Origin of the sequence: Mastigocoleus testarum BC008, assembly GCF_001456025.1 — a bacterium.
In the GTDB taxonomy this organism is placed as follows: domain Bacteria; phylum Cyanobacteriota; class Cyanobacteriia; order Cyanobacteriales; family Nostocaceae; genus Mastigocoleus; species Mastigocoleus testarum.
In genome coordinates, this window is the sequence record NZ_LMTZ01000093.1 from 98,411 (window position 1) to 123,369 (window position 24,959).

At 38.1% G+C, this 24,959-nt stretch carries 19 protein-coding genes; 16 read left to right on the forward strand and 3 right to left on the reverse strand.

All coding sequences use genetic code 11. The annotated features are described in order from the left end of the window. Nucleotides 1-21: 21 nt before the first annotated feature. The 6 genes from BC008_RS19040 to BC008_RS19060 all read left to right on the forward strand — a co-directional run bounded on the left by BC008_RS19040 (nt 22) and on the right by BC008_RS19060 (nt 9,210). Nucleotides 22-1,491 carry an HlyD family secretion protein gene (locus BC008_RS19040; protein ID WP_058182985.1) on the forward strand — a complete coding sequence of 490 codons (1,470 nt, stop codon included), beginning with the start codon at nt 22-24 and terminating at the stop codon, nt 1,489-1,491. A gap of 307 nt (nt 1,492-1,798) precedes the next feature. After that, complete coding sequence (locus tag BC008_RS19045; RefSeq protein ID WP_027843475.1) at nt 1,799-3,991, forward strand: peptidase domain-containing ABC transporter; 2,193 nt, start codon at nt 1,799-1,801, stop codon at nt 3,989-3,991. A 71-nt stretch (nt 3,992-4,062) separates the two neighbouring features. Then, nucleotides 4,063-4,206, forward strand: a complete 144-nt coding sequence (locus BC008_RS51405) for an SDR family oxidoreductase (protein ID WP_072207674.1) — start codon at nt 4,063-4,065, stop codon at nt 4,204-4,206. Nucleotides 4,207-4,232: 26 nt separating this feature from the next. Then, nucleotides 4,233-4,586, forward strand: coding sequence for a nuclear transport factor 2 family protein (locus tag BC008_RS19050; protein WP_082650458.1), 354 nt, complete (start codon nt 4,233-4,235; stop codon nt 4,584-4,586). A gap of 135 nt (nt 4,587-4,721) precedes the next feature. Further along, nucleotides 4,722-6,371, forward strand: coding sequence for an FAD-dependent oxidoreductase (locus tag BC008_RS19055; RefSeq protein ID WP_036265538.1), 1,650 nt, complete (start codon nt 4,722-4,724; stop codon nt 6,369-6,371). Between the two features lie 169 nt (nt 6,372-6,540). Then, nucleotides 6,541-9,210: an MGH1-like glycoside hydrolase domain-containing protein gene (locus BC008_RS19060; protein WP_027843473.1), complete on the forward strand. Its 2,670-nt coding sequence runs from the start codon at nt 6,541-6,543 to the stop codon at nt 9,208-9,210. A 25-nt stretch (nt 9,211-9,235) separates the two neighbouring features. On the opposite strand, the gene BC008_RS49565 is transcribed toward BC008_RS19060, so the two are convergent. After that, entirely contained in the window at nt 9,236-9,433 is a 198-nt protein-coding gene (locus tag BC008_RS49565) for a hypothetical protein (RefSeq protein WP_161938064.1), read from the reverse strand. 368 nt (nt 9,434-9,801) lie between these two features. Here BC008_RS49565 and BC008_RS19065 point away from each other — a divergent pair, with 368 nt between their 5' ends. The 3 genes from BC008_RS19065 (at nt 9,802) to BC008_RS19075 (ending at nt 12,650) form a co-directional block, all read left to right on the forward strand. Further along, complete coding sequence (locus BC008_RS19065; RefSeq protein ID WP_027842379.1) at nt 9,802-10,269, forward strand: cupin domain-containing protein; 468 nt, start codon at nt 9,802-9,804, stop codon at nt 10,267-10,269. 46 nt (nt 10,270-10,315) lie between these two features. After that, nucleotides 10,316-11,212, forward strand: a complete 897-nt coding sequence (locus tag BC008_RS19070; protein ID WP_027842380.1) for an SMP-30/gluconolactonase/LRE family protein — start codon at nt 10,316-10,318, stop codon at nt 11,210-11,212. Nucleotides 11,213-12,020: 808 nt separating this feature from the next. Beyond that, entirely contained in the window at nt 12,021-12,650 is a 630-nt protein-coding gene (locus BC008_RS19075; RefSeq protein WP_072207675.1) for a helix-turn-helix transcriptional regulator, read from the forward strand. A 196-nt stretch (nt 12,651-12,846) separates the two neighbouring features. Here BC008_RS19075 and BC008_RS19080 read toward each other — a convergent pair whose 3' ends face one another. Next, nucleotides 12,847-13,056, reverse strand: coding sequence for a hypothetical protein (locus BC008_RS19080; protein ID WP_027842382.1), 210 nt, complete (start codon nt 13,054-13,056; stop codon nt 12,847-12,849). A gap of 318 nt (nt 13,057-13,374) precedes the next feature. Here BC008_RS19080 and sodN point away from each other — a divergent pair, with 318 nt between their 5' ends. Next, a complete protein-coding gene (gene sodN, locus BC008_RS19085) occupies nt 13,375-13,848 on the forward strand; it encodes a superoxide dismutase, Ni (RefSeq protein WP_027842383.1) in 474 nt (157 codons plus the stop codon). 85 nt (nt 13,849-13,933) lie between these two features. Beyond that, nucleotides 13,934-14,278 carry a nickel-type superoxide dismutase maturation protease gene (gene sodX / locus BC008_RS19090; RefSeq protein ID WP_027842384.1) on the forward strand — a complete coding sequence of 115 codons (345 nt, stop codon included), beginning with the start codon at nt 13,934-13,936 and terminating at the stop codon, nt 14,276-14,278. Between the two features lie 84 nt (nt 14,279-14,362). Here sodX and BC008_RS19095 read toward each other — a convergent pair whose 3' ends face one another. Beyond that, nucleotides 14,363-20,281 carry a translocation/assembly module TamB domain-containing protein gene (locus BC008_RS19095; protein ID WP_027842385.1) on the reverse strand — a complete coding sequence of 1,973 codons (5,919 nt, stop codon included), beginning with the start codon at nt 20,279-20,281 and terminating at the stop codon, nt 14,363-14,365. Between the two features lie 563 nt (nt 20,282-20,844). Here BC008_RS19095 and BC008_RS19100 point away from each other — a divergent pair. The 5 genes from BC008_RS19100 (at nt 20,845) to BC008_RS19120 (ending at nt 24,713) form a co-directional block, all read left to right on the forward strand. Continuing rightward, nucleotides 20,845-21,267, forward strand: a complete 423-nt coding sequence (locus tag BC008_RS19100; protein WP_027842386.1) for a DUF3110 domain-containing protein — start codon at nt 20,845-20,847, stop codon at nt 21,265-21,267. A gap of 128 nt (nt 21,268-21,395) precedes the next feature. Then, a complete protein-coding gene (gene murQ / locus BC008_RS19105; RefSeq protein ID WP_027842387.1) occupies nt 21,396-22,334 on the forward strand; it encodes an N-acetylmuramic acid 6-phosphate etherase in 939 nt (312 codons plus the stop codon). A 700-nt stretch (nt 22,335-23,034) separates the two neighbouring features. Next, on the forward strand, nt 23,035-23,496 hold the full coding sequence (locus BC008_RS19110) for a hypothetical protein (protein WP_027842388.1): 462 nt from the start codon (nt 23,035-23,037) through the stop codon (nt 23,494-23,496). A gap of 122 nt (nt 23,497-23,618) precedes the next feature. Beyond that, nucleotides 23,619-23,990 (forward strand): roadblock/LC7 domain-containing protein, encoded by a 372-nt coding sequence (locus BC008_RS19115; protein ID WP_027842389.1) that lies wholly within the window; start codon nt 23,619-23,621, stop codon nt 23,988-23,990. A 162-nt stretch (nt 23,991-24,152) separates the two neighbouring features. Beyond that, nucleotides 24,153-24,713, forward strand: a complete 561-nt coding sequence (locus BC008_RS19120) for a GTP-binding protein (RefSeq protein WP_027842390.1) — start codon at nt 24,153-24,155, stop codon at nt 24,711-24,713. The last annotated feature ends 246 nt before the right edge of the window (nt 24,714-24,959 follow it).

Genomic DNA, 24,959 nt, shown 5'->3' on the forward strand with positions numbered 1-24,959 from the left:
AATACTTTAACTATAAATTTCATGGACTCTTACACACCAACATCAAATCAAATCCCGCAGCTTCAGGAAAATGAATTTCTTCCTCGAATTAGTTCTTGGTTAACCATCGGAGGAGGATTTTTAGTTATTTTATTTGTTTGTGGTGTAACAGCTTCTTCGGTACTAGAATATAGAGTTGCAGTCAAAACCTTAGCTACAATTCGTCCCGCAGGAGAATTACGCTTAGTACAAACTGCAATTGATGGAAAAGTTCAAGAAATTAAAGTTAGTAAAAATCAAGTAGTCAAATTAGGACAAACAATTGCTAGTATTGATGATTTTCGTCTGCGAATCCGCAAAGAACAACTAAAAGATTCCATCGAAGAATCTCGTTTACAAATAGGACAGATGAATGCTCAGATCCGAGAATTAAGAGTGCAGATGCACGCCCAAAAAAGCTTAATGGAGCACAATATTTCAGTAGCTCATGCGGATCTGCAAAAAAATGAACGATCCTATCAAGACCGGAAAAATATTACAAATGCTGACTTAGAACAAGCGAAAATTAGTGAGAAATTTGCCCAGTCGAAATTAATAAGACTCCAAAAAGAAAAAGCTTTACAAGCAACTATCGAAGAAGCCAAAGCTTCTTTTAGATTAGCTAAAGCCCAAAGAGATAGGATGTTACCAATATTAAAAGAAGGAGCTATTTCACGTAATTATTTTGAAGAAAAAGAACAAACTGTTAAAGCAGCCCAAGCAAAATTAGAACAAGCAAAATCGTCAGCCAAAACCTTATTGGCTGAAACAGAAGAAGCTTTAAATATTGCTCAAGCCAATGTTATTAGAGCCAAAACTGCTGTCGATCCAAGTAATGCAAATATCTTAATTTCCCAACAAGGAATCCAACAAGCTAAAGCTAAAGGTGAAGCAACTATAGCCGCTTTAAACAAAGAACTACAAACTTTATTTATATCCCGTCTGGAATTAGAAAAAAAATTACAGCGCGATATGAGGGAACTCAAACAAGTAGAGAAAGACCTAGCATTAACTATCATTCGCGCTCCCGTCGCTGGTACTGTACTGGAGTTAAATCTGCGTAACCCACAGCAAGTGTTGCGTTCCGGAGAAGTAATTGCAAATATAGCTCCTAGCGATGCTCCATTAAGAATCAAGGCTAAAGTTGCAGCTCAAGATATTGATAAAGTAAGACCGCAACAAAAAGTACAAATGCAGGTTTCTGCTTGTCCTTATCCTGACTTTGGCACTCTTAAAGGTAAGGTTGCAAGTATTGCACCGGATGCTTTACCTAATAACACTAATGACGACGGAAACTCATCCATTGGGGCAGCCTATGAAGTTACTATCATACCTGAAACTTTGCATGTGGGAGAAGGTGTTAATCAGTGTACTTTACTTCCGGGGATGGAAGGTAAAGCTAGCATCATTTCTCGTGAGGAAACAATACTCAAGTTTATTCTCAGGAAAGCACGACTGATATCAAGTTTTTAGTTAATTGGTAATTGGTAATGGGTAATGGGTAATTTATTAATCACGTAAATTGCTATTTACAAATCTGTTGAATTTGGATCCCCCTAACCCCCTTAAGAAGGAACATAAGATCGAAGCTCCCCAATTACTAAGGGGACAGGGTATTTAAGAGGATATAAGAGAATCTAAAAGTTTTGCTCATAATCAGCAATTTGATTTAGTAATTTAGACTAAGTGACTGTAAAAATTAGAATCTAATTCTATAATTCTATCCTTTGGGATTAGCTTGATAACCAGAAGAATTTAAACACATTAAAGATTAAAGACTATGTTGTCTCTATTTAAAAAACGTACTAACTACGAATGCATTCGTCAAAACAGTGAAGAAGACTGTGGAGCTGCTTGTTTAGCTTCGATATGCAAATATTACGGATATATTTTAAGTATTAACCGTAGCCGAGAAGCTGTAGGTACGGGACAGTACGGTACAACTCTTTTGGGTTTAAAACGCGGTGCGGAATCCCTTGGTTTCAACGCTCGTTCGGTAAAAGCTTCCCCTGCAATTTTAGATAAATTACAAGAACTGATTCTACCTACAATTATTCATTGGCAGGGACGTCATTGGGTAGTTTTATATGGTAAATCCGGGAAAAACTATGTAATTGCAGATCCAGCATTTGGTTTGCGCTATCTCAGCAGACAGGAACTGAAAGAAGCTTGGGATGGAATAGCTCTATTACTGGAACCAGGTAATGATTTTTCCAAATCATCTCTAACTTCAGATACTTCTCAAGATGGATTCGGACGCTTTTTTAAGCGAGTTTGGCGTTACAGAAACCTCCTAATCCAGGTTTTGATAGTTAACCTGGTTCTAGGTTTACTTTCCCTCGCTAGTCCAGTTTTAATCCAGATTTTGACTGATGATGTTTTAGTACGACAAGACACTGACCTATTAACAGTAGTTGCGATCGCTGTTATAGGTATGACTCTATTTAGTGGGTGTTTGCAATTCTTACAGTCAATAATGATTGCTCACTTCAGTCAAAGAATACAGTTAGGACTAGTATTAGAATTTGGACGCAAATTACTACACTTACCCTTAAGTTACTATGAAGCTCGTCGTAGTGGGGAAATTGTCAGTCGACTCAGAGATATTAACGAAATTAATCAGCTAGTATCCCAAGTTGTTGCTAGCTTACCCAGTCAATTTTTTATCACCGTGATTTCTCTGGGTTTCATGCTTTTCTACAGTTGGAAATTGACCTTGGTTGCAGTATTAATTTCCATCATCATGGCGCTTTCAGCCTTACCCATGCTCCCCGCTTTACGGCAAAAAACTCGCAGTCTTTTAGTCCTTTCAGCAGAAAACCAAGGTATTTTAGTAGAGACATTCAAAGGTGCATTAGTTCTCAAAGTAACAAATGCTGTACCTCAATTCTGGGAAGAATTTCAGAGTCGTTTTGGTCGTCTAGCTAATTTAACTTTTGGTACAATTCACATCAGTATTATCAACAGTACTATCACTAGGGTTGTTGCAAAACTTGGTGGGATTACCTTACTGGTAATGGGTAGCGTTTTGGTAATTAATCGGGAACTAAGCATTGGACAATTACTGGCTTTTAATGTCATGCAAGCCAACGTCTTAGCCTTTATTAGTTTAATAATGAACCTTGCAGACGAATATTTTCGTTCTAAAACCGCCGTCACTCGCCTATTAGAGGTAATAGATGCGACTCCAGAAGCTGTGGAAGATACTAAGAAACCCTTTGTCGAAATTCCCGACGACAAAGATATATACTTCAACAGCATTTGTTTTCACCATATAGGAAGAGCAACCTTACTCGACGACTTTACAATTAAACTTCCCGGGGGTAAGGCGATCGCATTTATTGGTAAATCTGGTTGTGGTAAAAGCACTTTAGCTAAATTGATTACGGGTTTATATCAACCCCAATCAGGTAACATCCGCATTGGTTTGTATAACCTGCAAGATATTTCTTTGGAATGCTTGCGACAAAAAATAGTTTTAGTTCCTCAAGAACCCCATTTTTGGAGTCGTTCAATTCTAGAAAACTTCCGTTTGGGTAATCCTCAAGTTTCCTTGGAGCAAATTGTGATTGCTTGTCAGGTTGCAGAAGCTGATGAATTTATCAGCCAACTTCCAAATAAATATCAAACAACCTTAGGAGAATTTGGAGCTAATTTATCTGGAGGACAAAGACAAAGACTGGCGATCGCTAGAGCAATAGTTAATAATCCTCCCATCCTGATTTTAGATGAAGCAACTTCGGGATTAGACCCAATTAGCGAATCGAGGGTACTAAAACAACTTCTTTATCACCGCCAGGGTAAAACTACAATTATTATTACCCATCGACCGAGCGCAATTAATCGTGCTGATTGGGTAGTTCTTTTAGAGAAAGGAAAAGTAGAACAACATGGTTCCCTTGAATATTTGCATTCAATTCCTGGGAAACATCAAGAGTTTTTGGGTTTATTGAGCCACTCCCCGCGATCATAGGATCGCGATACTTCAGACGTTAATGTATTTATCGCCACTTTCGCCAAATCCGAACAACCGCACAAAGTTACATAAAATATTTATTTCGGACGCTGCGACAACCAGAAGATGTATCTGGAATCGTAGCGTTTCTTTCTCTCGATGAAACGAAATATATCACAGGTTCGACTTTCTATATTGACGGTGGTTTATTGCGGAATTATAAGGAACAGTAATATTCTACCTTTTAAAGAGCTGATTTATTAACCCCACCGAATTTGATTATTCCTCCATCGGAGTGAAATCCAGGAATTTGTCACCCGAAGAAATAGCTAACACCGCTCGAGGAGATTTATCGGGATTTGAAGCCACCCAACACCTGATTACCGACCATCAAGTCAAAGTTGAAGGTGAATCTGCAACTTGTCAAGCTCACGTAAGAGCAATACATTTTCTACCCAACGAGGATGGTGATTCTATATTTGAAATGGGAGGATATTATACGGTTCATCTAATTCGCGATCAATGCGATTGGAAAATTCAGCGTTGGAAATTTCGGATTTTATGGTCCAGCGGAAATCAAGATTTATTTAAACTTGCTCGAGCGACGCTGTAATTTCAATTAAGAATAGGAATGCGATTATCGTCCACTTTCATCAACCAAGATTTACTCAATAATTCCGAGCGGCTGAAAAAAGTTACCCGAAATATCATCTCGGACGTATAAAAGCAATTAAAGGAGACAATATGCATGACAGGACAATTAATCGATAGAAAAGATAATCCACAAGCTTTCCCTAAACTGAGCGAAGATAAAATCTCAGAATTAGCAAAGTTTGCTGAATGTCAAAGCTTCAATGATGGAGAAACTTTGGTTAAAGCAGGGGAAAAAGAATTCGATTTTTATATTATAAAATCGGGAGAAGTCGAAGTTATCGACCGCTCCAGTGGAGAAGAAAAAACTATAGTAACTTTAGGTGCTAGGGAATTTGTTGGCGATTTAGCTAACATTAAAGGTAGTCCCGCTAGCGGTAATGTTGTTGTTAAAAATGCTTGCGAAGTTTATGCAATTTCACCGGATAAATTAAGAAGGATTTTAAACGAAAAATCCTGTCTGAGCGATTTAATTTTACAAACTTTTATTGCTCGCGCCCAAGCCCTTAGAGACTCGGACTATATAGGGTTACGCGTTGTCGGACCTACTAGCTGTAGCGAAACTTTCCGCATTCGAGATTTCCTAAGCAAAAACCACGTTGAATTTAGCTGGATTGATTTAGAAAAAGAACAAGAAGTTTCCGAAATACTTAACCATTTTGATGTCGGACGTGAAGAAACCCCCGTGGTAGTATACGGCGGTGAATGGATAATCAAAAATCCTTCCAATCGGAAAATGGCTGAATATCTCGGCATGAAAAAACCGATTGAGAATAAAGTATACGATTTAGCTGTAATTGGCGCGGGACCCGCAGGTTTAGCAGCAGCAGTTTACGGCTCTTCAGAAGGACTCGACACAATAATTTTAGAAAAAGAAGCTTTGGGAGGACAAGCCGGTTGTAGTTCTAAAATTGAGAATTATACCGGGTTTCCTATGGGTTTATCGGGAAATGAACTGGCTTGTCGAGCCCAAATTCAAGCGCAGAAATTTGGCTCTCAATTTTCAGTTCCTTCTGAGGTGGTAAGTTTTGAAAAAAAAGACGAGTATTACACGCTTGAACTCGATAATGGAGAGCAAGTAAATACCCAATCGGTATTAATAGCAACCGGAGTTTCTTATCGCAGGCTTCCCGTTGATGGAATCGAAAGTTATGAAGGTACTGGAATTTATTACAGCGCGACAAAGGTAGAAGCTCAACTTTGTCAAGACTCTACAGTTATTATTGTAGGTGGTGGTAATTCTGCGGGACAAGCGGCGGTATTTTTATCTGGATTCGCGAAGAAAGTCTTGATATTAATTCGCGGTGATAATTTAGCGAAAAAAATGTCTCAATATTTGTTGCAAAGGGTAGAACAAATAAAAAATATAGAAATTTTAACTAATACTGAAGTGACGGGGGTAAAAGGCGATGAAATGTTAAACAAGGTCGAAATCACTAACAATCAAACACAAGATAAACAGGAAATCGGTGCTTGTTCTATGTTCATTTTCATCGGTTCAAAACCCCATACAAATTGGCTGCCAAAGGAAATAGAAACTGATGAGAAAGGATTTATTAAAACTGGCTTAGAGGTCAGAGATTCTCCCCATTGGACGGGAGAACGTCAGCCGTTTTTTCTCGAAACTAGTTGTGAGGGAATATTTGCAGCAGGGGATGTTCGTAGTGAGTCAATAAAACGGGTTGCTTCTGCTGTCGGTGAAGGTTCGATGGCGGTTAAATTTGTTCATAAAGTACTCAAGGAGTAAATTTATCACAAGAAAAACTAATTGAGGTTTGGTGAAGGTTTAAAGCCTCTCATATCCGTTAGAATGCGTTCAAACGCTTTCCCCTTAATGCTTATACGCAATCACTATTTCTTGTTTGCTGTTCCCTTCACATTAAAAAATTTTTAATTGATTTTAAGGAGCAAGAATCATGACCGCAGAAGCCCAAAGGCTAGAAGAAAACCGAGAACGTAAAGCTTATTGGACCCGTTGGGGTCCTTACGTCAGCGAAAGACAGTGGGGAACGGTTAGAGAAGATTACAGTGAGGATGGCTCAGCTTGGGATTATTTTCCCCACAGTCAATCCTTATCTCGTGCTTACCGTTGGGGAGAAGATGGTATTGCAGGTATCTGCGATAATCATCAGCATCTTTGCTTTGCTCTAGCTTTTTGGAACGAGCGAGACCCTATCATTAAAGAAAAAATGTTCGGTTTAACTGGTTCTCAGGGCAATCATGGGGAAGATGTTAAAGAGTATTACTTTTATCTCGATAATACTCCAACTCATTCTTACATGAAATATTTATATAAATATCCTCAAGGAGAATACCCTTATGCAGATTTAGTTGAAGAGAACCAACGCAGGGGCTTTAACGATCCAGAATACGAACTACTGGATACGGGAATTTTCGAGCGCGATCGCTATTTTGATATTTTTATTGAATATGCTAAAAATACTGACGAAGATATTTTAATTAAAGTTACAGCACATAATCGCGGCGATGAAGAGAAACCACTGCATATATTGCCGACTCTATGGTTTCGCAATACTTGGTCTTGGTATAAAGATGCAGAAAAACCTAAATTAAAAGTTAGTTCTCAGAAGGATAACTACAGCATTATTGAAGCATCGCACCATACCTTGGGAGAAAGATGGCTGTATTGCAATAGTCACGATGGATTGTTATTTACTGAAAATGAAAGCAACACTGAATTACTATTCGGACAAAAAAACGTCTCACCCTATGTAAAAGACGGAATTAACAATTATGTCGTTAAGGGCGACAAAAATGCAGTCAACCCCGACAACATCGGTACTAAATTTACCGCACATTATCAATTATCTATTCCCCCAGGAGAAAGCCGCAGTATTGAATTAAGGCTATGTAATTTTGATTCTTTGCAAAATCCTTTTGCTGAGTTTGAGGACATCTTTGAGCAAAGAAAACAAGAAGCCAATGAATTCTACCATTGGATTAATCCCCACGAAATATCAGAAGACCGGCGCAGAGTACAGCGACAGGCTTTTGCAGGGATGTTATGGACCAAACAGTTTTATTATTATGTAATCGAAGATTGGTTACAGGGCGACCCCAGTACTGTTCCTCCACCAGAATCCCGTAAAAATGGCAGAAATTCAGAATGGAAGCATTTATTTAATGATGATATTATTTCCATGCCGGATAAATGGGAATATCCTTGGTATGCTGCTTGGGATTTAGCCTTTCATCTGATTCCTTTAGCTATAGTAGACCCCGACTACGCCAAACTACAATTATCTCGCCTAACTCGCGAATGGTACATGCATCCCAACGGACAAATACCTGCCTACGAATGGGCGTTTAGCGATGTAAATCCTCCCGTAGAGGCTTGGGCTGCATGGCAGATATATACTTTAGAGCAAAAGTTTTGGGGACGCAAAGATACAGAATTTTTAGAACGTATCTTCCAGAAGTTACTGCTAAACTTTACCTGGTGGGTTAACCGCGAAGATGCAGAAGGGAATAACGTTTTTGAAGGTGGTTTTCTGGGTTTAGATAACATTGGGGTGTTTGATCGCAGTTCGGAATTACCTACAGGGGGACATCTAGAACAGGCAGATGCTACAAGCTGGATGGGAATGTACTGTTTGGGAATGCTACATATTGCCCTAGAACTAGCACAGGAACGTCCCCCTTATGAAGATGTTGCAAGTAAATTCTTCGAACATTTTCTGTATATCGCTGATGCGATGAATCATATTGGCGATGGTTTTGCTCTTTGGGATGAAGAAGATGGTTTTTATTACGATGCAATTAACTTCCCCGACGGCGAGCGACATTTATTAAAAGTGCGATCGCTAGTTGGTTTAATTCCTCTGTTGGGAGTTAACGTTATCAAACCAGAAACCATTAAAAACTTACCAGGATTTAAAAAACGCTTGGAATGGTTTATTGATAATCGTCCCGATCTTAAAAAGAATGTCGCCTGTATGGTTACAGAGGGAATGGGTGCAAAAAGATTATTAGCTTTATGTTATGCCACACCCAGAAATGACGGCAAACCTAATAAATTACAACGTCTTCTTTCCTATATGTTTGATGAAGCCGAGTTTTTGAGTCCCTATGGTATCCGTTCGGTTTCTAAATATCACGAGCATAATCCTTTTGTTATGCACGTCAACGGTAATGAGTATCGAGTAGAATATCAACCAGCCGAATCCACTTCAGGAATGTTTGGTGGTAACTCAAACTGGCGCGGTCCGGTTTGGTTTCCCATTAATTATCTGTTATTGGAAGCTTTGCAAAACTTCCACGAATATCTAGGAGATGATTTTAAAGTTGAATTTCCTACAGGTTCGGGTAATTACGAAAATCTCGACAAAATCATTGTCGAACTTTCTGGGCGGATGACCAATATCTTTTTAAGAGATGATGCGGGTAAGCGTCCCGTATTTGGTGGTACAGAGAAATTTCAAAACGATCCGCACTGGCGCGACTATATTTACTTCCACGAATATTTTCACGGCGATAACGGTGCGGGTTTGGGTGCATCCCATCAAACAGGTTGGACGGGGGTTGTGGCTTACTTGATTCAGTTATGTGCGGAGAGTAAGCTGTAAAATAAGTCACACTGTATCCGCTTAATTACTCTTCATTAAATGTGCAGGGGGGAAGGGAGTAGCAGTGTGACCCAGCGATGACGCAAGTCGCCATTCGCCTGCGGTGCAGCCACCCCGCAAGATGGGAATGCGCACTGGTACCAAATCCGATTTTTAAAACCCCTTTATATTCTTTGGGATTTCCCCCCACACTTCCCACACCTCCCATACTTCCCTCTCTCATTCTCAAAAGGGGTAATTAACCCGGACGTAGTATGAGAGAGGGTGCAGGGGGAGAAAGAGTTTTCGGTTTTTCCACTCATTGATACTTCAGTTTGGTTATTAGCATTAAGATAACAGCATCCTAGGCTCCACTTCCAATACTCTATTCCTTGATGGAGACAAAGAGATTATTCCAAAACTATTACCTTTGTTATTCCAAAACTAATACCTTTGTTAGAGTTAGCAAATCCTAAGTAATTGATAAAAACCAATATAGAGACAACCCTCTGGGTAACCTCCACAAAGCTAGCCTCAAGTAGCAAGTACTGAGCAGCAAACATCCAGTAATAAAATAAACTCTACCTTTTTGCTAATTAGGCAAAGAAAATAATGAGCGATACTAAAGAAGAATCTAACCCGCCAAAGTTTATTTATTGGCACGTTTGGACAGATGATGATGGTGTCAGTCACCAAACTCGGTGCGAATTAACTAATTTTGAAAAAGAAAGCATGGGAGGGGATGCTGCACCCCAGTGGAATAACCGTTTACTTACTTCTGAATCTAAAATTGTTTTTGCCGAATTGCCGGTAGGATGGGTGGGAGAATGGCATGAAAATCCTCAACCCCAATGGATTATACCCCTATCAGGTAAATGGTTTGTAGAAACAATGGATGGTATACGGGTAGAGATGGGTGCGGGTGAGATTTCTTTTGGTGGAGATCAAAATACTCAACCCAACGCCGAAGGAAATCAAGGACATCTTTCTGGTACCGTGGGAGATGAGCCGGCAAAACTGATGATTATCCAGTTAGAGGGCGGTCGCTACGTGGAATTGCGACCAGGAGATTTTTCCTAGCTTGAACTATATGACCCCTCATGAAAAATAATCGTACGTGTTTACTATGGCACAGGTAATTGCAGTCTATGACCAACGCATGCATTCTTTAATCTCGGTTGACGCGAAACTAGAGAAAATTGCTGACGGTGCAAAACATAGCGAAGGACCCGTTTATTTTCCTGAAGATGATAGCGTTATTTGGAGCGATGTTACTGGTAATCGCTTGTTTCACTGGAGTGCCGAAGATGGAGTTAGTATAATTCGCGAGCCATCTCACTATCAAAATGGTAATTATCGCGACTTAGAAGGACGTTTGGTTGCATGTTCCCACGGTCAAAGAGCAATTATCAGAAGAGAAAAAAATGGTGAATGGGTTGTATTAGTAGACCGCTATCAAAATTATCGTTTAAATAGTCCTAACGATTTAGTTGTGAAAAGCGACGGTACAATCTGGTTTACCGACCCACCTTTTGGACTTACTCAACCTGGCGAAGGATATGGTGGACAACAGGAACAAGCGGGTAGTTTTATCTATCGTTTTAACCCCAAAACGAGAGAGATAGACGCAGTTATCAAAGAAATGGAACGACCTAACGGACTTGCTTTTAGTCCAGATGAAAGTATTTTATATGTTTCGGATACTTCTGAAGTTAATTATCCCCAAGGTCATCATTACATTCGTGCTTACGACTTAGTAAATGAAAAGCAGGTAAAAAATAGTCGGGTATTTGCTGTTATCAAACCCGGACAACCCGATGGATTGAAGGTGGATAATTTTGGTAATATTTTTACCAGTTCTGCCGATAGTATACAAGTATATGCTCCTGATCGTACTTGTTTAGGTAAGATTTTTGTACCAGAAGTTTGTGCTAATCTTACCTTCGGTGGTAGGGATGGTAAAAGGCTTTTTATTACTGCAGGAAGTTCTCTGTATGCGATCAATTTAAAAAAGAATAAGTAATAGTGACTGCATACGAGTTTAACTTTCCCGCAAGTCTTTGTTTTTATCGATCTACTTATATATCAATAGAAATCATATTTGATTTGTGAGCAGATAAATCCTGTAAAGACCTTACAGAGCTTGTGACATCAGCGTTAGCATCTGCAAAGTTTTTACAATATTGCTCATCATAAATAATTTGGGATTACTAAATCTATTTAATTTATTAACATCACAACGAAATAAGTGACTGAAATCCTCTGATAATTGCGATCTAAATCACAGTTGAATTCACAAAAATAATATTTATATCAACATTATTTAAATATTACATTAGCGATAAATTACTAACAGTAAAAAAAATAGTTTTTATCCGAAATAGGGAAAGAACAACCTGTAGATAAATTTGTTGTAAAAGAATAATGCAAACTTAGAAAAAAAAAGCAAATTCAGAAAAATAATTACCTCTACCTTTTGGTCTATATTTCTAGATAAACGCAATTTTGCATTACCTATCACTTTTCAACTGGTTGGAAATCAATTTTAATATTCAGTTATACAAGCTAATTGGTATTGCCTAATCAAAATTTATGACCTCTGAAACTTTAATACTTAATGATTAACTGCGAACTAAACGACCTTAAAATACAACTTAATCAGAGGATTTCAGAGGATTAAACGTAATATTTTTTGGACTATTACTCTTCATTGAAATAAGTAATATTTTCATGAAAGTGCATATCAGTTACCAGGTATCTATTAATGGCATTAGTGTGTATCTCTTTGATTTTTTCGCTGCCCACACAGTATTAATTTTATGGTGAATGATATGATTAATGTCTCAAAGATATCAAAAGACATAACAAAAGAAAATTATTCTTCAGTCAAAATTGACAGTGTGAATTATCTAGAGACAGATTTTTTACAAAAGATAATTGAAAATTTGGCAGATGGGATATTAATTTTGAGCAAAACTGGTAGTATACTTTATGCCAACAAAGATGCAGATCATATTTGCTATCAGTTAAATCAATTTTTAAACAGCAAAAACTTAATTCCACCCAATATCTGGTATCTTTGCGAATCTTTAATTGAAAGTCACAGTTTGTTTCCCGATAAAAATCTTATTCTCTCAGATGAGATCAACATTGATAAATCAACAATATTACGCATCAGAGTCAGATGGCTCAATTTAGATAAATTTAATAATTCATGCTTATTAGTTACAATTGAAAATAGATATGAATCCTTAAAAAATGCAGCCCTTGCAGAAGTAAAACAATATGATTTAACTCAACGAGAAGGGGAAATTTGGTTATTACATCGAGCTAATTACACTTATAAGGAAATTGCCGAGCAACTTTACATAACTATAAACACTGTTAAAAAACATATGAAAAATATTCATGCTAAACGACAACATTTGTTCAATAGCATCCACGAACGGCATTTTTTCTAAAAGGTTATATTTTTTTGGGATTTTGTAAAACTGTATTTACTCCTTTCAGAAGTTCTATATCAGAAACACGTGTAACTATGCACCATCTCAAGGATAGAAATTGTGAAGATTAACTTGTGAATGAGTTTATAATTTCTACCTTGAGATAGTGTCAGATTCGCAAATAATCTTAAGTAAGGATAGCGCTAGTCATAAACTAATAAAAAACCTCATTTTCAATTCCACGCCACCATTCACCTAAATTCATTAAATCTTGGTAAATTTCTTCAAGTTGCTGTAAATATTCATCCTCAGAAAGTGTAGCTCGACGTTCCTGTAATTTTTTAAGTCTGAGTTGTACTAACAGCCAAGGTTTAGATATACCATTAGTTTCTTCTATGAATTGGGCTAGTTCTTTGCTATCCATCTTTTTTATTTAACAAAGTATTAACATCTAGACTGTTCTCATATCACTATTAAATAGAAATACGATTAACAATAAAAGAGGGCTAACCGATCGCTAATTAAATTTAGTTATTAACATCGAACTTTTTGTCGATCGCTGGTACTATCTATCCTTAGTCTCTGGAATTTATTTAGCCTTAGGCTGGGTTGCTAGGCAACCCGAATCACACTAAGCTATATGGGGTGAGGGGGGATACTGAGTTACGGTAAGCCCAAAGCTCCATCAACCCTGCACCAACCGTTCTATGCATCTTCAAAGATAAACAAATCCGTAAATACCATGTTCAAGAAAATTGCTACCAGATTAAAAGATTGGTTCCCCGCACAAGAAGTACACGCTCACTGTGATGGTCCCTGCGGTGTTTACGATCCTGCTTCTGCAAGAATTACAGCTGAAGCAGTCCTCTCAATGACTAAAAAAATTTTAGCTCTGGAAGTTCCTGCAAGCGGCGATACCGCAGCAATGGTTGCTTACAACAATACTTTGTCTCGCTACATTGCAATTAAGGAAGAACAAGCTCAAAAAACCAAAGATGATTTACTAATTTTGTGGACTGATTATTTCAAACCAGTACATTTAGAAAAATACCCCGACCTACACGATACTTTCTGGAAAGCTGCAAAACTTTGCTCTGCTTGTAAAGTAGAAGTAAGTCAACAACATGCAGAAGAACTCATGGCTGCTGTTGAAAAAATCCACAATATGTTCTGGGCTACCAAAGACCGTAACGTTGCTTGGTACAAAGCTAGCTAGAGCACAGTTAAGAAAATCTAGTAGTTTGAGGCTAATATAGTAAATTATTGTTTCGATTAAGCTATTTTATTGGTGTAAATAGGGGATGAAAGAGGAATTAGCAGTTGCAAACAAATTATTACTGCTAATACTGGGAAAGCGAAAGCGACTACGAGTAACTGGTCCCTCCATGATTCCTCTACTCCAACCCGGAGAAGAAATTTTATTCGATCCCAAAGCTTATCGACATTCATTTCCTCTTATTGGTGATGTTGTTGTTGCACAACATCCGTACCAAGGAAAGCAAATAGTGAAGCGAGTGGCTTTGGTACTTGAAGATGGTTCTTGCTTTCTCGAAGGCGACAACCCCAATGCAAGTACCGATAGCCGCTCTTATGGTTTTATACCCTTAAGCAAAATTATCGGTCGCGTAACCTGTAAGTTTCCTTAGCAGGGGATTTGTGATAGCACTGCGTCCCCAATCGCCAATCCCCAGTCGCCAGTCCCTAGTCGCCAATCCCCAATCCCCTCCCACTCAAAAGCGTCTTTGATATTCCACGAAAACCCGCGTATCATCAAATAAATTGGTAGACCCACGCAAACGAACTCGATCGTTGACTCGATAGTTAACTCCCCATTGGAACGGGTCATCATCGGTTAAGATTTTGATTCCGGAAACGGAGATTTTTTTAGTTATATCAATTCCAGCTTCCGCAGCAATTTCTAAACTAGAGTAGTTTCTTCCTGCTTCGCGGTCTTCAGAAATAATAGTGGGAAATACCCGAAATTCACTCAAACCAAAAGCGGTACCAATTTCATTGAATGTTGATTGCAGATTATTGAATACTGCTGAACCGGCGATATTAATTAAACCCAAGGTACTTTCACCCCGTCCCTGAGTATTGACAAACCCGCCACCAAGCAAAGATACTATCTCTGTTTTGCTACGAGCAGGACTGCTGGTTAATTCTAAATTTTCTTTGAGTTTACTTGCTGGTCCTTCAATATTCGCTTCTACACGCACGCTTTCCAACGCTGACAAACCTGTAATATTTTCCCTGCTCAATTTAGTAGTTTGAATTGTATCCAAAACCTTCGCAAACAAATGAATATCTAAATCGGGGTCGTTTGGTCGGTTTTTTCTGAAAGTTGCTGTATTCTTTTCACCGCGAGCCAATTTAAATTGGGTGGTAAACAGATTAACGTTACCTTTCTTTAAACTAATTTTTCCTTCAGGTATGGGTTTTTCTAAGGAACCAGTAAGGTTTAATTCCCCAGTGGCTTTAAAGTTTAAAATTGGCGGACGAGCGATTTCAAGGTTTTTACCCAAAGTTAGTTGCAAATTGTTAAACCTGGTGACTGATTCTCCGTTTACTATTTCATCTGGTTTATTTGATTTTAAAGTTGAAAAAACAAAACTATCGTTAACAGAGTTAACCGCTTCGCTAGATTCAGCAAGTAATACTTTTCCATTACTTAGTTCTACTTTTCCTCCCACCTTCGGGTCAAAGATTGAACCTGTTATTTCTAAACCGCCACTCACACCTCCTTCGTAAAGACCTTTCATATTTAAAGTTAATTTTTCTAGGTCAATTTTGAGAGGGTTTTCTATTTGAGTTTGCAAATCATTAAATATGGGAATTACTCCTACCGCAGCAATTTTTCCTTTACTAAATTGACCCTGGAGATTATTGACAATAACGCGGTCAAAATCAAAATCAATATTTCCCGTTACTCCCGTAATTTTTTCTGGTAAAGCTTGAGCAGAAAAAGTTGCATTTTCAATTTTTGCTAAACCAATTGCTTCTGGCTTTTCTAAAGTTCCACGTACAGAAACATCAATTTTTCCTTTACCTTCCTCAAAAGTTAATCGGTCGGTAAATAAATTTAATAAAGCTAATCCCCGGTCTTTTACCTGCAAATCCAGTTGGATGTTTTTGTTCTCGGAAGCAAAGGTACTCTCGTGTAGTTGATAAGGGACGCTACCTTTAATCCGCACCGGTTCTTCACTGGTAATTGCAACGTCGCTACCAAAATTCAAACGTCCGTTAGAATAACTAAAACTAGCACTAGCTGAATGTAATCCTTGCTGATTGAGATAACCATCGGTAATTTCCAATTCTCCACGGGCTTGGGGATTTTCTACGCTACCACTTAATGCTGCTGTGGCGTTGATATTACCATTTAAACTAATTGGTAATTCCACAAAGTTATTCAGCATCTGCAAGGGGAAATTATTTACCTTCAATTGACCAAACTGTTCGGTACCGCCAATGTTACCGGTAAAAGCTACTAATTGGTTTTTCGATTCAACCCGTAATGGTCGTAGTTGTAAAATTCCCCGGTCAAGTTTACCTTGAGCAATAATCTGTTCAAAATTGTAAAAGCGACCTGGTTGGTTTTTCTTACCCCAAGCAAAATCCTGACCTTGAAAATTGAATTCAACTTTTGGCTCTTTAGTTGTAAGAGTATCAATTTTTATCTTCGTATCAAAAGTTCCCTTTAAATCTGCAATTTTTGGTAAGGGAGAAGCATCCCGTTCCTGTTGTTTCTGTCGGTTTAAGCGTTCTTTAACTTCGGAAAATCGTTGTAGTTGCGTGTATAAGGATTGATTTGCTAAACCTACAACTTGAGTTTCACCAAGCTCAGCAGCTTTACCGTAAGTAGGTCGATTAAAACCACGTTGAAAATCTTCTAGCTCAAATAACTGAAAAGCTGCTAAAACATCTTGAGCTTTTCCTTGATTGACATTAATCTCACCTTGTAGCCGTGGTCCTTGGTTTCCTTGAATGATGGTACCGACAGCTTCATATTTACTCTTATTTTTTATAAAACTGCTGTTTTTTAAGGTTATTTTATTTCGATCTAAGTTAAACTTTGCTAAAAGGCGATCGCCCTCAATTCTACCAATTTGTGGCCGGTCGATTGTCAAATCACCTGTGGTTGCAAAAGTTTTTTTGTTAACCTGAAAATTTCCACTTAAGGAACCAGCAACACTTCCAGGTCCAACCATACTGGTCGGTGGTAAATTTAAATTAAAAAGTTTTAAAGGGATTTTTTCTGTCTTGATTGCTAAATTGTTTCCACGTAATTTTCCAGATGCAAAGGCTTGGTTGTGACGCATTGAAAAGGAGCGCGGTTGCTGATTTCGATCCAAATCAAAGGCAATACGGTCATTTTGACCCGCTACATTTAAATTTAAGCCACCCCCAGATGCGGCTTGAATACTTCCATGTAATAAAGGTTCAAAATCTAATTGGTTTACTCGTAAATCTTTAACGCTTACTTGACCTCGAACATTGGGGACAGGTAACTTTCCTGTTACTTTACCCTGGAAATCAGCTTTACCTGCAACTCGAACTACTTTGGGCAGATTTAAAGGCAAGGAATTTAAATCATAATCTTTTGCAGTAATATCAAGATTTAAATTCGTAATTTCTGGCATTCCGCCTGTCTCTGCATTCGCCGATATATATCCCTTAGCACTAAAACCGGGAGCCTCGGCTTGTTTGATATTTAACTTTTGACCGTCCCAAGCAAATGTTGTCTGCAGAGGTCGCTCGATACCTGGAATTCCTTGGGATAATTCTACTTTACCTGCTGCTTGTGCTCCTGCCAAATTTAGCTGAGACAACTTACCAGTTAGTTGTAAATTACCTTGCAATTGTCCTTGTAAATCTGGGTGAAGTTGATTTAACTGCACCCCACTTGCATCTACAAATGCTTGATAGTTACCTTTTGCGATCTGAATATTATCTATGCTCGCTTCACCGCCAGCAAGATTCAACTTTGCTTCACCGACAGCTTCAACATGTTTGTGGATATCTTCTGGTTGTAGAGACTCTAAAGAACCTGTAACTTTTAATTCACCGTTTAAACCTCCCTGGACTTGTGATGGAACTGGAGCTAAGGATTGCAAGGGTAAATTCCGAGCAGTAATCTGAGTACGATAGCGATCTCCGACTACCTTTATATCAGATGCTGTTAATGTACCGCTACCAACATCTAAACGAGCTTCTCCTTGACCGTGAATCCCTTGTGTTTGCAAAGATGTTAAAGAACCAGCAAGATTAAACTCACCGGTTAATTGTCCCTGAAAATGTTTGGGTAACTGGGGAGCTAATTTTTCTAAAGGTATTTTATTTGCTTGTAATTTTGTCTGATATTGACCATTGGCGACTTGGATCTCTTTTGCATAGATCGCACCACCGGGAAGACTTAACTGTGCGTTTCCATTCGCTTTAATACTACTCGGGCTAAAAGACTCTGCGGAACCAGTAACATCAAACTCGCCCTTGACAAATCCCTGCAACTGTCCTGACAATTGGGGAACTAATTGTTGTAATTGAATATTATTCGCAAATAATTTTGCCCGATAAGAACCATTATCTAGTTCGATATTCTTAGCATTGACAGTACCCCCAGCAAGATTTAACTTACCCTCACCTCGAACCCGTAAATTTTTTACATTTGTCTCTTGACGCGAACCAGAAATTTGTAAAGAACCATCCAAGGAAGCATCAAGGGGGTCAAACGGAGAAACTTGTTCCAATAACCGCGCTAGCTGTACCTCATTCGCAACTAATTTGGCATTAAACTCTTGCTCGTTTAATTCGACTTCTGAAATCGCTACCGTTCCCCCAGCCAAAGATATCCGTGCATTTTGCGAACGGATGGTTGCAACCCCAAAAGAATTAGATTTACCACTAATAATTAAACGACCCTTAAGTGTCGCATCGCCCAATGATATATTTTCTAATAATTCTGGGTTTGCAAAACGTTCTACCCGTACCCCATCAGCATCAGCGATCGCCTTCCAAACTTTTTCATCCCAATTACCCCGAACGTTAACCCTACCACCAGCTACAGCTAGCTTCACATCTCTAAAAGATACACTTTTGTCCGGGGCAACAACCACCTCACCGTGCATCGGATAAGTAGCCTGGGGTGCTCGAAATTGTACCGTTGTCTGAGCACTACTGGGGGTTCCATTAATGCTAACTTGCGCTCCAACATTACCAATTCTTATTGGTGGGATTGTCTGATAGAGTTTAGCGATCGCATCCCCAGAAAAGTTCTTGGCTTGAAAATTTAACTTAACTTCTGGTTGTTCGCCCAGTTGAATTATCCCTCCCCCGATCGCCTGTCCACCAAGCACCGCTTCACCTCGAAGATTGGTGAGTTTAACTAAACCAGATGCGGGAGTAAAAGAAAATTGTCCGCTGGCACTTTTTAAATTTACTTTATCAATTTTTGCCGCTTCAATACTGCGAACATTGCCTAATAATAATGGATTATATAATTTGCCTGTTAATTTTAAGTCTGCTTTTAATAAACCAGTTGTATCAATCGGTAAAGTGAAACCAAGAGTTTTTTGAGCTATTTTACAATCAACCCCATTGACTTTTGCCTTCAGATCGTAACCATTAACAGTATGAATGGTTCCTTGACCCAGCAAAGGAAGTTTGCCATAATTCGTTGCCACATCCCGGAGTGTCATTTTCAATCCATCAAAATGTACGCGTCCATGGGACTTAACAAAAGCTTTAGGGGCTTGGGGTACTTTTAAATTAAGGTCTTCAAAATCTGCACGACCAGACAACAACGCCTGCTTTCCCGGAGACCACTGAATATTTAAATCCCCCCGAGCACGACCAGCTTGAAAATTAACTGGTAAAGGTATTAAGCGTGTAATATCTGACGCAAATATTTCTCTTGCTTTAAGATTAAAATTAAATGCTAAAGTTTGAGGGCGGGCTTCCCCTTCTAAAGCTACGCTTCCCCCTAAAATCGGATTACCTTTAACACGAAACTTAACTAACTGGTAGTCATCTGATAACTGGGCTATACCGTGAACTCCATCAAGTTTCAAGGATATTGCAGATTTATTCCCATTTAAACCAGTTGCACCTTGGGATTTGGGCACAGGAAAATTCCTGACTTTTCCTTCTTGGGAACGATAAGGTACCAAAACTAGATTGGCATTGTGCAATCGTATCTTATCTAAATCAGTTTTAATAAATCCTTCCTGACCCGTATTATTTATACTTATGTCAACCCAGGCACCTTTTTCGTCTTGTTCAATATAAACATCAGGGTTTACTAATGTTACATCGAGCTTTAATTTGCGATGAAATAGCAACTGTAAAGGGTCAAATCCAACTTCTACAGCTTCAGCAATTACTCGGTCAGAGTCAGTTGCAGTCTGTGGAATCATCGAAGCCCCAAATTGTACTCCTATAAGGGAAAAATCTTGAACATCTCCCAACTCGATTGGACGTTTGAGAATATTAGTTAAGCTTTCTTCCGCTAATGGCGCTAGTTCCTTCTCAACAAAATTTCGCAATCGCCAAAGCCCACTAGCCATTGTCACAGCTAAAATTCCACCAACGGCCATACCTGTGCGACTGATAAACAATAACCGAGTCGATTTGTTATTGAGAGAAATAGTCATGTGGTTTTACCGTTTACTAGCCCAATTTCAGGAACGCGTAATAAAAAATAATCTTTATGCAACAACTTTTATTTCCAATCCAGCATACACACCTTAGCTCAGATTATGACTCGAAACAGGTGATTCATTCAGTAGCGTGGGAATATTGGGGGAAAAACCCCAGAGAATAAAGATATCTCTTCATCATTTTGAAGTTTTAATATTTTGAGTTGAAGTTTTAAAATTTTGAAGCTTTGTTCGCAAGCTGTTATTAAGCATCAATTAATTACTTATGCAATTTTGTAGTCACAACCGCTAACAACTTCATATGGAATAATTTATTGTTGGGGTAACCTAAAAACTAACTCACTTAACCGGTTAATATCAACAACCTGGAGCTTGTCAGTAGCTTTGCCTGTTCGGCTGAAATGTCAGATCCAAAATACATCTAAAATTAATATGCTAAGTGATTTTAATCGAGTCAGGAAAATATCAGGAAAGCGATCGTTTAACCTCGACTTTCTGAGTTCTACAACCTAGAACTTTAATATGAATAAATTCAAAAAGAAAGGTAGATAAGACCCATGCGTGTATTTGTATTACTTTTCAATGCGGGAACGGAAAATGAAGGAATTCATACAATTCGCATTGGCGATCGCGATAAGGTGCTAATGTTTGAATCAGAAGATGATGCAAATCGTTTTGCATTGATGCTAGAAGCACAAGACTTCCCTTCACCCACTGTAGAAGAAATTGACTCTGAAGAAATAGATGAATTCTGTGCTAGTTCCGGTTACGAATCAGAATTAGTCCCTGCTAACGGTTCTTTGGTACTTCCTCCAGAAGCTAATGTGGACAAAACTGACTGGGAAGAAGATAAGCAGGATAAGCCAGAAGAAAGTTCCGCAAAAACAGAAGAATCAGCAGAAAATGAAAGTCCACAAACAGGTGAAATGTCAGAAGACGAACTTGACAAGATTCGCCGCAAACTAGAAGGATTACTGTAGTTTGTTATGTAGTTTGTTATGTAGTTTATTATGTATTCAATCATCATAATCACCAGTGGTCAGAGATGATTCTACAGAATAAAAATGACCGTTAAATTAACCATTTCGAAAAAATTATAGTTAGATAGATGACAAACTTGCACGAACGCGGGCATCTTTTGACAGAGCAGATTAATCCTGACAGTTTAAATTTAGATCTACTTAGTTCAGAAGAATTAGTAGAGCTATTTAATCGGGAAGACGAAAAAGCTGTTGCTGCTGTTGCATCCGCAAAGAAACAATTATCAGAAGCCATTGAGCAGACTGCTAAAAGTTTAAGTCAGGGTGGAAGATTATTTTACATTGGCGCGGGTACTTCTGGAAGATTAGGAGTACTGGACGCATCTGAATGTCCGCCAACTTTTTGTACCCCTCCTGAACTAGTACAGGGTATTATTGCCGGTGGGGATAAATCACTCAGACGTAGTTCCGAGCAACTAGAAGATAATGTTACCGATGGAGAAGCAATTATTCGCGAATACCAAATTAGTAAGCTAGATGTAGTAGTTGGTATTACAGCAGGTGGAACAACTCCTTACGTTCTCGGAGCCTTGGATGCAGCTTGTGCTCTGGGAGCAACAACAATTTTTATGACTTGCGTTCCCCAAGATCAAGTTTCCAGTCCAGCAGATATTGATATTCGTTTGTTAACCGGACCTGAAATTTTAGCAGGTTCTACTCGCCTCAAAGCAGGTACAGCAACAAAACTAGCCTTAAATATCCTTTCTACTGGTGTAATGGTACGTTTAGGCAAAGTTTATGGTAATCGCATGGTAGATGTTGCAGTCACAAACCAGAAATTACACGACCGTGCTTTGCGAATTCTGCAAGACCTCACTGGTCTAACTCGCGATACTGCTAATGTTTTGTTAGGTCGCAGTGGAAAACGAGTCAAATTAGCCCTATTAATGCATTGGACTGGCTTAGGGAAAGAAGCTAGCGAGCAACTTCTATCAGCACATGATAATAATTTGCGTGCCGCAGTAAACAGCCACAAGCAACATAGTAAATCTAAGTCGAAAACCTGAATTCCTACTCCTAAAATGTGGTAATTTTCTACATTAAACAGAATAACAGCATATTATTCTGCCGTAACTACCCGGAAATCAATAGGGTTTTTAGCTACTTTTTTTAGCTACTAAACCTTGTTTTCTGTCAAGCTAAGTTTTAAAAAACCATAACTTAGACCCTTCATCTATTGATTTTAGATGTAATAAAAATTACTTTTTTTCTTGCTTATTGGTTTTTTCAGTATAATCAAAAACATTAAATCCACGGTTCTTATCTCACTGAGTTAATTCAGGGAAAATACGACTAAAATCAATTCATAAAACATAATTTAAATACATAATACTTGTTGTAGTGTTTGATACTATTTTGTCGGTAAATAGAAAAAAATATAATTTTCAATATCTTATCGAATGCATAAAATTGCTTATGAGAGCATAATACAACAATCCATGTCTTAGAAAATGCTTTAAGAATGTAAATAACTAATACTACATTTATAGTCCAAGTAGTAAATAAATAAAATTGATTTACATTGGTATTAAAAAGTAATTTGTTATAGAATAATTACTTTCAATAACAAGCTTGAATTTCAGTGAAAATACTAACTGTAACTGTAAATGACAAGTTTAGTTATAAGTGTAACCTCTGTTGGCGTTGAAGATTGTACTCTAGATAATCGAAAATGCGAACTGCTATAAACAAGGAGTACTATTTTTAATGACACGTCCGGAACTTGGAGATTTATGCTCCGTCGTATGTTATAAAAGTGCAGTTGTAGGGATGGAAGAGGCTCTAGGAGAGAAAGCAACTGCTATTGCTTTAACTGCTGCTGGTCGTTCGCGAGGTAAGCAGTTAGCAAAAGAATTAGAACTAGCAAATTTATCAAGCTCTTTAGACACAGTTACCAGTAAAATTGGAAGTGTACTCGGTAAAGATGGGTTTCGTCTTTGTAACGTAGAAAAAATCATCTCTGAGGGCGATATTATTAGAGTTATTGCTTCTGAAACATTGTGCTCTGCCGCTGAACCCCAAGGCTCTCTGCGCAAATGTACATTCACATTGGGTGCGGTTTGGGGAATTTTAGAACAAGTATTTGGTAAACGCTTGCGAGGTAAACAAGTAGAATCTGTGTTGCGCGGAGGTAGTCATGATGTGTTTGAATTTTCTGTTTTAGGATAATCAGCCCCGGAAACATATTACTTAAACAATAAATTGATTTAACTATTCAAATTGCAAACATAGATTAAATATAGAAATAAATACTCTTATTCAATTAATGAAAAACCAAGAGGCTATCGAAAATGGCAATTAATTCCGCCAAGTTAGAAAACATTTTGCAAAATTTTGTCAGCGGTACTAATGATATTCAAGGTGCAACTCTTGTAACTCCTGATGGATTATCTCTTGCTGCAGCTTTACCTCCGGGGATGGATGATGAAAGAGTATCGGCAATGTCAGCGGCAATGCTATCTTTAGGAGAGCGAATTGGAAGTGAATTGGATAGAGGGATAACAGAACGTATTTATGTTGAAGGAGACCGGGGAATTGGAGTACTGACTAACTGTGGCGAGGAAGCTTTACTTTTAGTACTAGCCAGTCATTCGGTTAAACAAGGATTATTAATGTTAGAAATTAAACGTCTTGTTTCAGAACTTAAGTTGATTTTAATGTAGTATATTGCCCAAGTGATTCTTGTTTTATATTAATAATTCGCGCGAAGGTTAAGTTCCCAGGAAAATCTAAACATATTTTCTTGGGAACAGTCCCATCTGATTTTTTTTTGACTTTAAAAAAATACCAGCTAAATTTGTCATTTATTTTAATTAAAAAAGTATATGGAAATAATGCGTTTAGTTGTGACTGGACCTGTGGGTGCGGGAAAATCAACATTTATCCGTTCAGTTAGCGAAATAGAAGTCGTGGATACAGATCGCCACGCAACAGATGAAACAGCATTGCTCAAGCAGAGAACTACGGTTGCTTTTGACTTTGGAAGATTACAGTTCGGTTCTGATATGGCACTACACCTCTATGGTACGCCTGGTCAAGAAAGATTTAACTTTATGTGGGACATGTTAATTCGTAAAGCCCATGCTTATATATTGTTAGTAGCCGCTCATAGACCGAGTGAATTCCGTTATGCTCGTCGTGTAATCAACTATATGAATCAACAAGCGCAAATTCCAATGATTATTGGTTTAACCCACATTGATTGTCCGGGTGCTTGGACTGAAGAAAATGTTGCTATTGCTCTTGGCTACATACACGAACATAACAGACCACCAATAGTCAGTGTTAATCCAACGGAAACATCATCTGTAGCAAAAACAATTATGACTCTAGTGCAACACTATATGAATAATTCAAAGAAGGAAGCATCATCTATCTCGGGATAAATTTAAGTCATATTTTTGTTTTTGTTTGACCAAACTAAGTAACTTAATAATAAAAATTTATACTTTGGATCAATAATTTGGATCGATAATTTAGAATTTATTATTAATTGCAAATAACTAACACTATATCCACAGTTAGTTATGATTTTAGTCTTAGTTGTTTGCTAATTTATTCGCTACCAAGATTGGCAAAAATTTAGAATTTAGAAATCCATCAAAAAGTCCGTAAAGATACACTCATAAAAA

Coding starts and splice junctions, on each gene's coding strand:
- BC008_RS19040 (WP_058182985.1), top strand. CDS start 22: ATGGACTCTTACACACCAACATCAAATCAAATCCCGCAGCTTCAGGAA.
- BC008_RS19045 (WP_027843475.1), top strand. CDS start 1,799: ATGTTGTCTCTATTTAAAAAACGTACTAACTACGAATGCATTCGTCAA.
- BC008_RS19055 (WP_036265538.1), top strand. CDS start 4,722: ATGACAGGACAATTAATCGATAGAAAAGATAATCCACAAGCTTTCCCT.
- BC008_RS19060 (WP_027843473.1), top strand. CDS start 6,541: ATGACCGCAGAAGCCCAAAGGCTAGAAGAAAACCGAGAACGTAAAGCT.
- BC008_RS49565 (WP_161938064.1), bottom strand. CDS start 9,433: ATGAGAGAGGGAAGTATGGGAGGTGTGGGAAGTGTGGGGGGAAATCCC.
- BC008_RS19065 (WP_027842379.1), top strand. CDS start 9,802: ATGAGCGATACTAAAGAAGAATCTAACCCGCCAAAGTTTATTTATTGG.
- BC008_RS19070 (WP_027842380.1), top strand. CDS start 10,316: ATGGCACAGGTAATTGCAGTCTATGACCAACGCATGCATTCTTTAATC.
- BC008_RS19075 (WP_072207675.1), top strand. CDS start 12,021: ATGATTAATGTCTCAAAGATATCAAAAGACATAACAAAAGAAAATTAT.
- BC008_RS19080 (WP_027842382.1), bottom strand. CDS start 13,056: ATGGATAGCAAAGAACTAGCCCAATTCATAGAAGAAACTAATGGTATA.
- sodN (WP_027842383.1), top strand. CDS start 13,375: ATGTTCAAGAAAATTGCTACCAGATTAAAAGATTGGTTCCCCGCACAA.
- sodX (WP_027842384.1), top strand. CDS start 13,934: ATGAAAGAGGAATTAGCAGTTGCAAACAAATTATTACTGCTAATACTG.
- BC008_RS19095 (WP_027842385.1), bottom strand. CDS start 20,281: ATGACTATTTCTCTCAATAACAAATCGACTCGGTTATTGTTTATCAGT.
- BC008_RS19100 (WP_027842386.1), top strand. CDS start 20,845: ATGCGTGTATTTGTATTACTTTTCAATGCGGGAACGGAAAATGAAGGA.
- murQ (WP_027842387.1), top strand. CDS start 21,396: ATGACAAACTTGCACGAACGCGGGCATCTTTTGACAGAGCAGATTAAT.
- BC008_RS19110 (WP_027842388.1), top strand. CDS start 23,035: ATGACACGTCCGGAACTTGGAGATTTATGCTCCGTCGTATGTTATAAA.
- BC008_RS19115 (WP_027842389.1), top strand. CDS start 23,619: ATGGCAATTAATTCCGCCAAGTTAGAAAACATTTTGCAAAATTTTGTC.
- BC008_RS19120 (WP_027842390.1), top strand. CDS start 24,153: ATGGAAATAATGCGTTTAGTTGTGACTGGACCTGTGGGTGCGGGAAAA.